At 23.7% G+C, this 14,263-nt stretch carries 13 protein-coding genes and 1 other RNA gene; all 14 read right to left on the bottom strand.

Features of this window, described 5'->3' with window-relative positions; genetic code table 4:
- Window positions 1-34: 34 nt before the first annotated feature.
- Complete coding sequence (locus AACL11_RS10515) at window positions 35-202, bottom strand: GNAT family N-acetyltransferase (protein WP_422397940.1); 168 nt, start codon at window positions 200-202, stop codon at window positions 35-37.
- Window positions 203-305: 103 nt separating this feature from the next.
- The gene (locus tag AACL11_RS01985) at window positions 306-521 is read right to left on the bottom strand and encodes a GNAT family N-acetyltransferase (protein ID WP_252319083.1); all 216 of its coding nucleotides are present in this window, start codon (window positions 519-521) and stop codon (window positions 306-308) included.
- Window positions 522-586: 65 nt separating this feature from the next.
- Complete coding sequence (locus AACL11_RS01980; protein WP_338958490.1) at window positions 587-1,606, bottom strand: ABC transporter ATP-binding protein; 1,020 nt, start codon at window positions 1,604-1,606, stop codon at window positions 587-589.
- A 96-nt stretch (window positions 1,607-1,702) separates the two neighbouring features.
- On the bottom strand, window positions 1,703-4,930 hold the full coding sequence (locus AACL11_RS01975; protein ID WP_338987942.1) for an ABC transporter permease: 3,228 nt from the start codon (window positions 4,928-4,930) through the stop codon (window positions 1,703-1,705).
- Window positions 4,931-5,063: 133 nt separating this feature from the next.
- Complete coding sequence (gene hpt, locus AACL11_RS01970) at window positions 5,064-5,645, bottom strand: hypoxanthine phosphoribosyltransferase (RefSeq protein ID WP_252319078.1); 582 nt, start codon at window positions 5,643-5,645, stop codon at window positions 5,064-5,066.
- 122 nt (window positions 5,646-5,767) lie between these two features.
- Window positions 5,768-7,789, bottom strand: a complete 2,022-nt coding sequence (gene ftsH / locus AACL11_RS01965) for an ATP-dependent zinc metalloprotease FtsH (RefSeq protein ID WP_338987941.1) — start codon at window positions 7,787-7,789, stop codon at window positions 5,768-5,770.
- A gap of 37 nt (window positions 7,790-7,826) precedes the next feature.
- Entirely contained in the window at window positions 7,827-9,116 is a 1,290-nt protein-coding gene (gene tilS, locus AACL11_RS01960; RefSeq protein WP_338987940.1) for a tRNA lysidine(34) synthetase TilS, read from the bottom strand.
- Window positions 9,117-9,148: 32 nt separating this feature from the next.
- Window positions 9,149-9,877, bottom strand: a complete 729-nt coding sequence (locus tag AACL11_RS01955) for a tRNA1(Val) (adenine(37)-N6)-methyltransferase (RefSeq protein ID WP_252319074.1) — start codon at window positions 9,875-9,877, stop codon at window positions 9,149-9,151.
- 3 nt (window positions 9,878-9,880) lie between these two features.
- On the bottom strand, window positions 9,881-10,846 hold the full coding sequence (locus tag AACL11_RS01950) for a hypothetical protein (RefSeq protein ID WP_338987938.1): 966 nt from the start codon (window positions 10,844-10,846) through the stop codon (window positions 9,881-9,883).
- The gene (tmk, locus tag AACL11_RS01945) at window positions 10,833-11,507 is read right to left on the bottom strand and encodes a dTMP kinase (RefSeq protein ID WP_338987937.1); all 675 of its coding nucleotides are present in this window, start codon (window positions 11,505-11,507) and stop codon (window positions 10,833-10,835) included. Before tmk ends, AACL11_RS01950 begins: the two co-directional genes overlap by 14 nt.
- A gap of 38 nt (window positions 11,508-11,545) precedes the next feature.
- Complete coding sequence (locus AACL11_RS01940; protein WP_210368440.1) at window positions 11,546-11,815, bottom strand: YbaB/EbfC family nucleoid-associated protein; 270 nt, start codon at window positions 11,813-11,815, stop codon at window positions 11,546-11,548.
- 18 nt (window positions 11,816-11,833) lie between these two features.
- On the bottom strand, window positions 11,834-13,600 hold the full coding sequence (gene dnaX, locus AACL11_RS01935) for a DNA polymerase III subunit gamma/tau (RefSeq protein ID WP_338987936.1): 1,767 nt from the start codon (window positions 13,598-13,600) through the stop codon (window positions 11,834-11,836).
- 58 nt (window positions 13,601-13,658) lie between these two features.
- Window positions 13,659-14,111 carry a nucleoside deaminase gene (locus tag AACL11_RS01930; RefSeq protein ID WP_338974350.1) on the bottom strand — a complete coding sequence of 151 codons (453 nt, stop codon included), beginning with the start codon at window positions 14,109-14,111 and terminating at the stop codon, window positions 13,659-13,661.
- Between the two features lie 24 nt (window positions 14,112-14,135).
- Window positions 14,136-14,230: signal recognition particle sRNA small type (gene ffs, locus AACL11_RS01925), an RNA gene on the bottom strand.
- Window positions 14,231-14,263 lie beyond the last annotated feature (33 nt).

Here is a 14,263-nt window from a genome sequence, read left to right as displayed (position 1 = left end):
TTTAGAATACATTCAGATTTTTTAAATTAATGGTCTAGTAAAAAGGGCTAAGTGGCCCCATCCAATTTATTTTTTTCATACCTATTCGTTTCATTACATTTTCTGATTTAATATTTAATATACTAGTAAAACTATAAATTTCAGTTAATTTTAAATTGTTTTTTGCATATTTTAAACATTCTTTAGCTGTTTCTGTTGCTATTCCTTGACCTTAAACACTTTTTTTAAAACGCCAACCAATTTCAATACATGGTCTAAAATCAACAATAAAATCAACTTCGCTAAAGCCAATAAAACCAATAAATTTATTGTCTTTTTTTAAATTCAACAGCATAAAAACCAAATCCATTATTATTTAAATTATTTTTAATTTTCAAAAAATATTTTTCTGTATCATCTTTTGATAATGTACTAGAAAAATATTTCATGACATCTTTATCAGAATTTAATAAAACAAGTTCATCTAAATCACTATCTTTTCACTGTCTAATTTTTAATCTAGGGGTTTCAAAAAATATCATATTTTTACTCCTTTGTTATGATATTTTTTCTATTAACAATTTGTTAGTTTATTTAATTAATAATATTAACTTCAATTTATTTCACTTGGTTTCATTGGTTTTTCATTATTCTTTACACTAATAATTTTACCATTTTTAACGTTAATAACAGTATTTGCAACATATTGGAAGTTAGGATTATGAGTAACCATAATAATTGATGTTTTATATTCTCGATTAACATCCAATAAAATCTCTAACACCTTACGCCCCATTTCCTCATCAAGTGCTCCTGTTGGCTCATCACAAAATAAAATTGTCGGATTTTTTGCTAGTGCTCTACCAATCGATACTCTTTGTTGTTGTCCACCTGATAATTGACTTGGAAACTTATTCATATGTTCATCCATTTCAATAACTTGAAAAATATCATCAATACTCATATTTTTATTTTTATTTTTAGCAAGATTTTCACCAACTTCAGCATTTTCACGAGCAGTTAAATTAGTTAATAAATTGTATTGTTGAAAAATAAAACCAACATTATCTCGTCTAAATTTAGTTAAATGACTATCTTTTAATAAAGATAAATTGTATCCCGCCACAAAAACATCACCAGTATTAGGTTTATCCAATCCCGAAATAATATTTAATAATGTTGTCTTACCACTTCCCGATGGTCCTAAGATAACAACAAAATCACCTAATTTAATTTTTAAATTAACTCCTTTTAATACTTCATATTCTAAGTCTCCAGTTAAGTAAGATTTTTTAACATCAAATAATTCAATAACATTAGTTTGAGTATCAGGAGTATTATTAGTCATTGATATAATTTTACCTGCTAAAATTTCTTTTGAATGAGTTTTTGTTAATTTTTTAATTGCTTTTTGATTATCTTTAAAGGCTTGCAATTTAGCTTTATTAGCTTCTATTTCCTCCTTTGATTCTGGTTTATCATGAGATTTATGAGTTACTGGTGGTATTGTACCTTCGGTTTTAGATACTGACTTCTTTGTAAAACTAGATTCTAACTTATTTTTAGTTACTTGTTTACTTCCAATGTCTTTATCATCTTTTTTAATTTCCTTATTATCTTTTTTCATTATCATTTCTCCTTTTTAATTCCATGCTTTTATAAATAACACACTCATTTTATCAATTACTTTATCTTATTTATATAGAAATGCTTAAAAAATATTTTAACTTCCTTGTAATAAAGCTGTTACTGGTTTGTATTTAATTAAATATAACCCAACAGCATAGCCAATAACCATTATTAAAAATACCATTCCAAAGCAAGATAAAATTGTAACTAGATTAGCAGCCACATTAAAAACAACGCCTGCTTTAGTTGCAATAATTAAAGTAATAATATTTCACACAACATAAGAAATAATAGTACCTAAAATAAAAGCAACCAATAAAGCAATAATATAGGAGCCAATAATCAATCTGTTAATTTCATTTACACGATAACCCAAAGATTTCATCATTGCAATAATTAATAAATTATTATCTAAAATCATATTAATAATAATTACCAATACAAAAGCTACAGCAAATAATGTTAAAATTTTTGTAATATTTATAATTGTTCTAATTCCATCAAATATTTCAACTAATAATCTTTTAACTAAATCATTAATAAAAGGTATTTTATTAATAGGTTCTAAATTTTTTGCTAATATTTGTTCTTTAGTATATTCTGCAGATGGTTGCAAAATATTTATATAATTTAATGGAAAAATATTGCTCTCTTTAGATAATCAATGATTAAAAGAATCTGATATTGGTTTTGGATCTTCTGACGGGGAAGGTTTTATTAATCCAATAGATGTTCGTAAATCATCAAGATTAATATAAACATTCGAATTGTCTAAATTATTTTCAATAATTCCTTTAACTTGATAAATTACTGGAATTGTATAATTATATCAACTTGCTAACATTAAAAAGTGATCATCAATTTTATAATCATTTAAAATTGATAATGTTTTTGAAATAACTGCTGGTAAAATATAAGCTGTAGTTGTTATATTTTGTCCTTGATTATCAGTATAAGTAACTTTTTGTGCTTGTAAATTATGAGAATTATTAAAAATAGGATCAATATCACGATTTTTTGCTTCTTTAAAGTTAAATCAATTTTTTCAAACTAAATCTTGATATGGATCATTATAAAGTCCTGTTGCTTTAATTTTTTTTGCGAGCATGCGGCCTTGATTATGTCCTTTTCATTCATTAGGAGGTCTTAAATTTATTTCAATAGTTGGATAATACTTATTATTATAAATATTTAAACCTAAACTAATACCAGGCAACGGGTTTATTTCTGGATTAATACCTGTATTTGTTGAAATATAATTAAATATTTGATGAATATTTTGACAAATAATTTCCATTAATGGTTCAGGTAGTATCTTTTTTGGATTAATAAAATCTTCACAATCAGATTTAGTCTTAGTTTTTTGATAAAGGATATTAATTTCTTCGCTATTCATAAAATAATCTTTAAAATTATTATTAATAATAACACTTTCAATTTTTTTAGCTTTACTATCATTATCAATATGAAAATCATCAGCTACTCATTGATGATATTTATTAGTACCAGTTTCTTTATCTTTCGCAATATCTTTTTCTGAAACTCAATCAAAAACCTGCTTATCAATACTTAAATTAGAATCATTAGTATATGTATACATTGATGAAGTTGATGTATTTCATTTAACATCTTTATTGTAATATCCATATAAATTATTTATTTTATTATCAAATAAATCAGTAGCTGAACTTTGAAATAGTAATAAAAAACTAACAAAAATAAAAGTAAAAAATACTAAAAATAGTTTTCCAACCGATTTTAGAGTGAAAGCAATTGCTAAATGTTGTTTAAATGGTCAATAACGAAAGGGGTATTTTAAAACTGAAATTAGTTTAGAACTTGAATTACTTGGTCTATCATAAATTAATAATAATGGACTAACACGTAATTTTGTTTCCGATTGCATATAACTAATTACTATAAAAATAATAGGAATAATTATTAAACTTACAATAAATACTATCCAACTAAAAAATAGTATTGGTAATGGCATAAAAAACCCAATGTTATTTAACGAATTAAATCATATTTGTAATCCTAGACCAATACCTAAACCAATAATACTAGAAATGAATGTTATCAAAAATATTAAAATTACAAAACTAATAGCAATTTGAAAATTACTATAACCAAGAGCTTTTAATAATCCTATCTGTGGTTTTTGTAAATCAATTTCTTTTCTAACATATGACATAATGATAAAAATAATAACTAATAATACTACAAGAGTAATTGCCGTAAACATTATATTTTCCATTTTAAAACTCTCTAAAATTTGTCCTGAACGAATATCTTCACTATCACTGCTAATAATTGAACCAAAACTAAAACTAAAAGTTTTAATTAAAAGTTCTTCTAACTTACTAACAAAATAACTATCGTTATTGTTAACTCTTAATAAAAATATATTATTTAAATTAGTTCTAAATGTAGAATCTTTTATTAAATTATTAAACCATTGATTTGACATATAAACAGGACTTGTATTTTCAGATGTCGGATTAGGATTTGTTGCAGTACGACTACCAGTAATTCCCCAATAAGCATAGCCAAAACCAACAACTTTTAACTTTTCAACTTTATCAATAACTGTTATATAATCATTTAATTTAATATTATTAATACGTGCAAATTCAGGATTGATCACTATTTCTAATGGATTAATAGGTTTAATGCCTTCGGAAATATAAACTTCATTAATATTATTTCTTTTTGGAGCAAAATCAAAAGATTCACTTTTTTCTGAAGTATAAAATCCATTTTCTAATGAATAATAAATTTTTTTAAGAGAAATAACGTTTTCATAATCAAAAGTTTTAAAAAATGATTTAGCAAGTTCATAATGTTGCAAATTATAAATTTCATCATTTTTAACTTCGTTTTCTAAAATATCATTAAATAATATTCCTTGATAACTTAATCCTCAGTTTAACAAATAATTTTCAAAATCTTTATTAATTTCTACTCCCGAAGGAAGGGTAGGAAAACTATTATTTCTAAGATTATTTTCTTTAATTTCATCTATCTGTGCATAAATTTCTGATTCATGTAGATGACCTTCAAATTGTTTTTTGATAATTGTTTGGATTCTTGATGTTACAGTAGCAGTATCTTTATAATTATTTAATAATTGTAAATTAATACGATAGTCATATTTACCACTATTGTTTAATACTGTATAAAAACCCGATTCAGCTCTTGATGCTGTACTATAAAGCGCAGAAAGAGTAGAAATTACAATAACTAATAGTATTATAATACCTAAATATTGTAATAATCTTTTCTTGATTCCTCTTAAAACATTAACAAAAAGATTGCTCATTATAACTCCAATATTCTTATACAACTTAAAAACTGCTAATAGTATAATTTTATCATAATAAAATAATGCTAATTATATTTGAACTATATTAAAAAATAAAAATTTTAATATTATTATTAACTTCTAAACTTATTTACTTAACTACTTTTTTACATTTTTCTAAAATTGCAATTTTATTAAGGTCAGCAATACCAACATAAGGTAAGTTTCTCAATTTTTCATCGTAATCAAGACCATATCCCACTAAAAAATGATCAGGAACTTCAAAACCATATCAATCAGCTTCAATTTTAGCAACTCTTTTAGATTTCTTATCTAATAGAGTAATTATTTTTACCGATTTTGCTCCAAGTTCTTGTAAATGATCACGAATTTTAAATAACGAATTACCTGAATCAATAATATCTTCAACAATTAATAAATCACGACCCTTAACATTATTAATAACATCCATTCTTATTTTTGGTTTATTTACCGCCTTTGTTTGCCCTAAATATGACTCTACATACATAAAATCAACCAAACAATCAATCTTAAGATTTAACATAAATTGTGATAAAAAAGGTAAACATCCTCTTAATATCCCTACTAAAATAATGGGCTCTTTATTATCTTTATAATAACTATTAACTGATTTTGCAAGTTCAATAATTTTATTATTAATTACATCAGTACTTAATAATATTTTTTCTACTAATTCATGTTTTTCCAACATTGTTTTTCTCCTTATTACTTTTTATATTATATTTACCAAATAAAAAAAGAAAATAAAACAAAACTTACACATTATTGAAAATATTAAAATAGTAAGTTTTGTTTTTTATTATAATAATTTAATTATTTCTTCTTAGGAACAACTGATATTGTATCATCATCAGTCCCTGAATTATTATCTTCCTTTTTATCATTTGATTCATTATCCTCTTTGGAAGGATTTTTACTATTTTTTTGCATTTCTTTTTGCATTTCTATTACTTCAATTGGTAATTTATTATATTTATCAATATATTCTATTTGTTCAGCAGTAATTGTTTCTAAAGTCATTAATGATTTAGCAATTAATTCTAATGTATCTTTATGTTTTTTAATTGTTGCTACTGCTTCAATATAACAAACATCTAATAATTTTTTAATTTCTCCATCAATTTTAGATGCAATATCATCAGAAAACTTATTTGCTGCAAAAGGTGAATACTCATTACGTGGACTTTCAAATTGAACTAATCCTAATTCAGATGACATTCCATATTCAGTTATCATTTTTCTGGCAATATTTGTTGCTTTTTCTAAATCATCATGAGCACCAGTAGTAATATTTGCATTACCAAACATAATTTCTTCTGAAGCGCGACCACCTAAATAACCAGTAATAGTTGCTCTTAAATGTACTTTTGAATAAAACATAGTATCTTCTTTAGGAGTCATAATAGTATATCCACCTGCTTGTCCACGTGGTATTATTGTAACTTTTTGAACTTTAGAAGCATATTCTAGTTTTAAACCAATAAGAGCATGTCCAGCTTCGTGATATGATACTATTTTTTTATCCATATCAGTAATTACTCTTGAAGTTTTAGCAGGTCCACCAACAACTCTATCAATAGCTTCATCAATTTCTACTAAACCAATAACTGTTTTATTATGACGAACAGCTAACAACGTTGCTTCATTTAATACATTTTCTAATTGTGCACCACTAAATCCTGGCGTTCTCTCTGCTATTCTTTGAAAATTAACTTTTGGCGAAATATTTTTATTACGAGCATGTAATCGTAAAATTGCTTCACGTTCTTTAATATCAGGTCAACTTAAAGAAATTTGACGATCAAATCTACCTGGACGTAATAACGCTTCATCAAGTACATCAGCACGGTTAGTGGCAGCCATAATAATAACTCCCAAGTTAGTTTCAAATCCATCCATTTCAACTAATAATTGGTTTAAAGTTTGTTCATTAGTTGCAGTTGAAGCTGAGGCACGTTTTCTTCCTACTGCATCAATTTCATCAATAAAAATAATACAAGGAGCACTTTTTTTAGCAGTAGTAAACATTTCTCTAATTCTTGAAGCTCCAACTCCAACAAAAACTTCTTCAAATTCAGAACCAGAAATTGAAAAGAAAGGAACACCTGCTTCACCAGCAACTGCTTTTGCTAATAAAGTCTTACCAGTACCAGGCGGTCCTACAAGAAGAACTCCTTTTGGCACTCTTGCACCCATTTGTGCATATTTTTGTGGAAACTTTAAAAAATGAACAACTTCTTCTAATTCCAATTTTTCTTCTTTAATACCAGCAACATCAGTAAATCTAGTATCTGATGTTCTAATCTTAGCACGACTTTTTCCCATTGAAAAAGGACTCATGCCACCACCGGCACCCATTTTATTCATTTTAGAAAATAATCAAAATGAACCACCAACTAATACTAATATTGGAAACATACTAATTAAAAATGTTTTTCAAAACGGAACTAATTCACTAATAATTGTGGGGTTAATATCAAAGCCTTTACCCTCTTTATCTTTTCTGAATAATTTTTCAATAACATCATGATAAAAACCACCTGTAGCAGTTCCAGAAACTGTCGCTTCAAATCGTTTTACCTTACCATTAATTCCTAAAAAACCTGTAATATAAGTAGTATGATCAAAAAATTGAACTTGTACTCCATCAATTTTACTAACAGTGTCACTACTATTGCCAGGGAGTTTACCATCTCTAAGTAATGTTTCTAATTGAAATTGATCTAAAGTTAAAGCATTACCTCTTAAAAAATATCACAATAAAATTCCAACAAATACTAAAAAAGCAACGAATAGTGCAACAATCATTCAATTAATTTTAATTCGCGTTTGCATTATTTTTTCACCTACGTTTAATTTCTAATTTATTTTCTTAAATAATACCATAATATTTTAGCACATACAAATTAGGTTTCTCACTAATATTGTTTTTATTTACTGATAATTTTGGAATTGCCACTACTTTTCCGCTTGAATTTATGATTACTGGTCATATAAGACGTTCACGATATGGAATTTTATTATCAATAAATAAACGATTAATTTTTTTTGTACCAAATGGTGTCTCAATTTCTTCTTCACCATTATTAGTTCTAATTGTTAATGGAAAATCTGATTTATTAATATATAAAGCTTGAAATTCACCACCTGTTGGTTCAGTTTTAGAAATAGTAATTTCCTTAAAATTATAGTTATTTATTTTAGAAATTTTATAACTAAATTGTTTTGGTTCATTTTTTTCACTAATATATGCAAAATTATATTCTTTAATAACTCAAGTATTTTCAGAAATACAAATAGTAATATTTGGTTTACTAGATTTAGTTAAAACTCTAACTATTTCTTTAATTTTAGCCTTTTTTAAAGATAAAACTAATTCTTCATGATATTGGCTTAAAAATTCATAGATAATCATTTGTTGTAATTTAAATTCATATTTTTTAAATTCATTAATAGCAAGCACATCATCATTAATAATGGTATTATAAATTACTTCAAGTTCATCTTTCAGTAACTCTTGTTCACTATTTAATTCTTTAATTTCACTTAACATTAAATTAATATCAAAATCAGTAAGTTTATTAATTTGTTGTTGTCTAATTCGATTTCTTTCATAAATAATTAATTCATTTGTTTCATCAAATCCATATTTAATATGATACAAAGTTAAATAGTCAATAATATCTTCTTTTTTTAATTCTAACATTGGACGATAAACCGATAAAGATTTATATGTTGTTTTAAATTTTAATCCATAATAAGAAACTATTGCCTTGCGTTGTTTTTGAATAATATATGTTTCAAGTAAATCGTAAATATGATGTGCTACAACAAGATTATAAACTTGATATTTTTGAGCAATTTCATTAAAAAAATCATATCTAAGTACACGTGCTTGACTTTGAAAATTTTGTTTTTTATTGTATTCCTCTTCTTTAATATTTTTTACTTCTAAAGTTATTTTATTATTTGTACAATATTCTCGAACAATTTGCTCATCAACATTACTACTTCAACGTTTATGATAATTAACATGACAAACAATAATTTTAAACTCATTACATACTAAATTATCTAATAAAAACATACTATCTGGACCACCTGATACAGCTAATAAGTAAGTTATTTTTTTATTAAGTTTATTTAATCAATTAATATTCATTTTAAACACCTAACCTTACACTTATATTAAGATTATTTATATCACTTTGCTATTTCATCAATATAAGTATTATTTTCATTATGACAAATCAATGGTGGCAAAACAATCATTCCTTCTTTCGCTAAAAATCCTGCTTCAATTAAAAAAACATTGGCAGCCTGATTAATTTTAGGATAAACTATTTGTAATTTTTTAGGTGTAATTTGATATTTTTTTAATAAAAGCAGTGTTTCGTTTATTCTTTCTACACTATTTATCATAACCAATCGCCCTTTGTCTTTTAATAATTTACTTGCGCTAGCAATAATCTCCTCTAAATTAATATATACTTCATGTCTTGCTGCAATTTTTAAAGGTTGTGCTTTTACTTTGCTTTTATCTCATAAAGGAAAAAAAGGTGGATTACATACAATTAAATCAACTTTTTCTTTTTCTCTTTGAGCATAAATTTTTATGTCTTCATGAACAATGACAATTCTTTTTTCTAAATTATTAAGTTTTATATTTTCTAAAGCAAGTTCAACAGCTGGCTCTTGAATTTCAATACCAATTACTTTTCCTTGAAATTTTGCCGCTAAAATTATTGGAATAACAGCATTATTAGTTCCAAAATCAATTATTGTTTTAGTACTGGGTTTTATTTTAATAAAATTACTTAATAAAATAGTATCCAAAGAAACACAAAACATATCTTTTCTTTGAATAAGCTTAATTTTTTTATCATCTTGATTTAAAATTAAAATTTTTTTTGTACTTTCCATAGTTTAATTATCACTTACCTTAATAAGAAAAGAATTTATTAATAAATTTAAGTTAACATTAAATTTTAATTTAGTAATTGTAAATGAAATTTGTTCTAAAATATAGGCTATTTTTTTTAAATTACTATTTTTTCATAAATTAACTAAACTTTCAATAAAAAAATTATTAAAATCATACTTTTTAAATAAAAGAAAAGTTAATTTATTAAAAACTACTAAATTAAAAAATCTAAAAAAGTAAATAATTTCTTCTTTTAAACTAATTATTTTTTTATTCAAAAGTTGATTGTTAACTTTTTTATCATTATCATTAATAATAAATTGTTTAATAATTTCAATATATTTTTTTAATTTAAGTTTACTGCTTTCATCTGTCAAAAAAGTAGTATTTGAAAATATTTTTAAAATTAATAATTGTTCATCATCATAATCGTTACTAACAAATATATCATTTTCTTTTGAACAATTTATCAATTGACAACGAGATTTAATAGTAGGGAGTATTTGATTAATATTAGTGGTAGTAAAAATTACATAAATATTTTTAGATAATTCTTCTAAAGTTTTAAGCATAACATTTGAGGCTGAAGTTGAAGAAAATTCAATTTGATTTATTAAATAAATTTTATTAGCATCTTTTTCTAAATTAGTTTTAGAAAAATCATTAATAATTTCTAAAACAATATTTTTATTCATAATATTATTTTTACTAAAATCAAATTTTTTAAAATCAAAATAACTATTAGTTTTAATTTTAAAACAATTTTGACACATATTTTCTTCAGTACATTTTTTTAATTGATTATTATTTTTACAAACAATTTTTTTTATTAACTTATTACTAACATTTATATTTAATATTTTATTTTTCGAATACAATAAAATTACCTGTGGAATATTTTCCATTGCAAAAATAGAAAAATTTTCTGATTCTTCATTTTCAAATAAAATTACATTATTTTCCTTCATTAGATCCTCTAATTTTCATTTTTTTTTCTTTAAAACCTTTTTCTTCAACTAAATTTATGATTAGTTCATAAACACTATTAAAAACTTTTTTTTCTGATAAATTAGCATTTATTGTATGAACGCGATTTGGATTACTAATAGCAATTTTTTTATAACCATTATATACTTTTTGATGAAATTCTAATGTTTCTTCATCTAATCTATTCAATTTTTCACCTTTTCTTAATAAAATTCGTTGTAAACCTATTTCTGGTTTAATATCAAATAAAACTGTCAAATCAGGTTGATAATCTTCAAAAATAAGCTTTTGAATAAGATTTATTTTATCAATATCTAAATTTCTAGCATAACCCTGATATGCTAAAGTTGAGTCAGAAAAACGATCAGAAATAATGATTTTATTACTGTTTTTATTTGGCAGAATTTTTTCAATTAAATGTTGTCTTCTAGCTGCAATATAAAGCAAAACTTCTGTTCATGGATCCATTAATGTATTTTCTTTATTTAAAATAACTTGTCTTATTTGTTCAGAAATTTCGCTACCACCTGGTTCTCTCGTAATAATAACATCAAAACCATCTTGTTTTAATTGTTCTTTAATCATTTTTAAAACTGTAGTTTTACCTGCACCTTCTGGCCCTTCAAAGGTAATAAATAACATTTTTCTACCTCTTTCTATGCTAAAATTACTAAACTTTTCTAAAACTTGCCAGCAATATTTTTTTCTTTTTCATCTATTTGTTTTAATGCTTTATTTAGTTCTGTTTGTAGCATATCATTAATACTTGAATAATCATTTTCTGCTTCTTTTAATAATCCTTCAATATTAATTGAAACTAGTTTACGTCCACCTGTTATAATAATTTTAACTAAACCATCAATATCAGAAAAAGTAAATTCTTCTTTTTTAAATTTTGTTAACTTTCCTTGAATTGCTTGTGCTTGTGCTAACATTCTTTTCATATCCATATTTTTCACCTCATATTTTTATATTTCTTCAATTTCAGTAAATATTTTTTTTATAAAATTTAAAGTCGGATCTCTATCTACATTGGTAAATGACTCAATTACAGGTTTTGATATTACAATATCTACTGGTTTTGGTAATATTTTTTTTGTTAGTAACTCTTGATATTTTTTTCTTGTTTCCTGTCATTGATTTTTATCAAGGGCATAAATCATGTATTCATTTTCTAATAAAATATTTAAAAATTCTCTATGTTCTTTACTTAAAAAACTTTGATTTATTAAATCAGATTGAATAATATTTTTGGTAATAATAATAATGCCATTAGTAGATGCTGCCGCAATAATAGTATTTATATAAACTTTAGTTATGTTTCTAAATTTATTATCATTAATAAATTTAGAAATATTTTTTCACTTTTCACTAACTTCTTTTCTAATATTTTTATCAGCTTGTAAAATTAAATTAATGGCTTTATCAATTATCTCATCATTTTTTAAATTTTTCACAGTTGGTACATTAAAAATTTCTTTTTCTTTAATACTAGTATTTTCTTCTTTTACTAAAATTGAAGTTAATTCTTCATTATTTTTATCTATTTCGCTTTTTTTTAAAATTTTTGTTATTTCATCTTTACTATTTAAATTTATACTTTTATTTTCTATATTCATAATAGATATTTTTGTTTTTTCTAAATAATTTAATGAATATTTATTCTCAAAATTTTTAATTAAATTTAATATTTTTAGTATTAATGTTGGTTTTAAATCATCAACATCTTCTTGAATTAAAATGTCATTAAATGAATTCAAAATTAAAAGTAAATCAGATTTTACTACTTCAGAAAAAATATTTACTTGTTGAATATTTATCATTTTAAGTAATTCTGTTTTTTTAGTAATAGCATAAATTAATATTTCTTCAAGAATGTAAATAAAATCAATAATATTTTTTTTATATTGAATAGTATATTCATCAAATAATGTTAATTGTTTTATTACTTGCTCAATATTACAATTAAATATATTAATTAAAAATAATATTTTATTTTTTGTTGATAAAACAGAAAATATTTTTTCAACATTTTTAAGTGTTATATTATTACCATAATTAAATGTTTTTTCTAAATAATTTAAACCATCACGTAAAGATCCTTCGCTCAATATTGCTAATTCCTCTACTGCTTCAACCTCAAAATTAATTTTTTCTTTTGTTAAAACATCAATAAAATGTTTTTTAGTTTCATTTACATTAATTTTTTTAAATTCAAATCATAAACAACGAGAAATTATAGTTGGAATTACTTTATATGGTTCTGTTGTTGCTAAAATAAAAATAATATGTTGTGGTGGTTCTTCTAAGGTTTTTAATAATGCGTTAAAAGCAGAAGTTGTTAACATATGAACTTCATCAATAATATAAACTTTATATTTAAAATTCATCGGTAATAAGTTAATATTATCTCTAATACTTCTTATTTCATCAACACCATTATTGGAAGCACCATCAATTTCTAAAATATCAATACAATTATTTGAACTAATGTTTATACAATTTTCACAAGTATTACATGCATCTCCATCAATGTTATTTTGACAGTTAATTGCTTTAGCAAATATTTTAGCCGTTGATGTTTTTCCTGTACCTTTTGAGCCTGAAAATAAATAAGCATGATTAAAACTATTATTTAAAATAGAATTTTTTAATATTCTTACAATATTATCCTGACTAATTATTTCTGAAAAAGAATTTGGTCGATACTTTCTATAAAAAGATTTATGTTTCATTTAAATCACCTATATTTATCCTAACAATTTTTTATAAAATTTGTTATAAAAACAATTATTATAAATTACGAATTTCTCCAAAAAAACTTTGTAACATTTCTTTACTATCTAAGTTTAAAGAATAAGTATATTCACTACGATGATTAAATCTTTTATCTAATGTTAAATTATAGAGTGATTCAACGCATCCAAACTTACTATCTTTTAAAGCAAAAACAATATGTTTTATTCTTGTTTGTAACAAAGCCCCTACACACATTAAACATGGTTCTAATGTTGTATAAATAGTACAATTTAATAAACGTCAATTATTAATTTTTTTACATGCTTTTTTTATTGCAATAATTTCCGCATGTTGAGTTGGATCTTTGTCTTTTTCCTTTTTGTTAAATCCTCTACCAATAATATTATCATTTTCATCAACAATAATTGCACCAATTGGAACATCACCATTAATAGCAGCTTTTTTAGCAAGCTTTAAGGCAATTTCCATATAATTTTGTTTTTTCATTTAAAGAAACCTCTTTTTTATTTTTCAAAATAAAACCACCGCACACAATCCTAATCCTTATGGCTGCTACCTTTCGGTCCTGACCCGGTTCGAATGTAATTGTTGCAGTGGCATTATTAATTATAACAATTTTTTTATAAAAAAATACATTT

It is taken from the genome of Spiroplasma endosymbiont of Dasysyrphus albostriatus (assembly GCF_964019495.1).
Classification (GTDB): domain Bacteria; phylum Bacillota_I; class Bacilli_A; order Mycoplasmatales; family VBWQ01; genus Spiroplasma_E.
The sequence above is the reverse complement of the archived record's forward strand: the minus strand, read 5'-3'. Positions and strand labels throughout refer to the sequence as shown.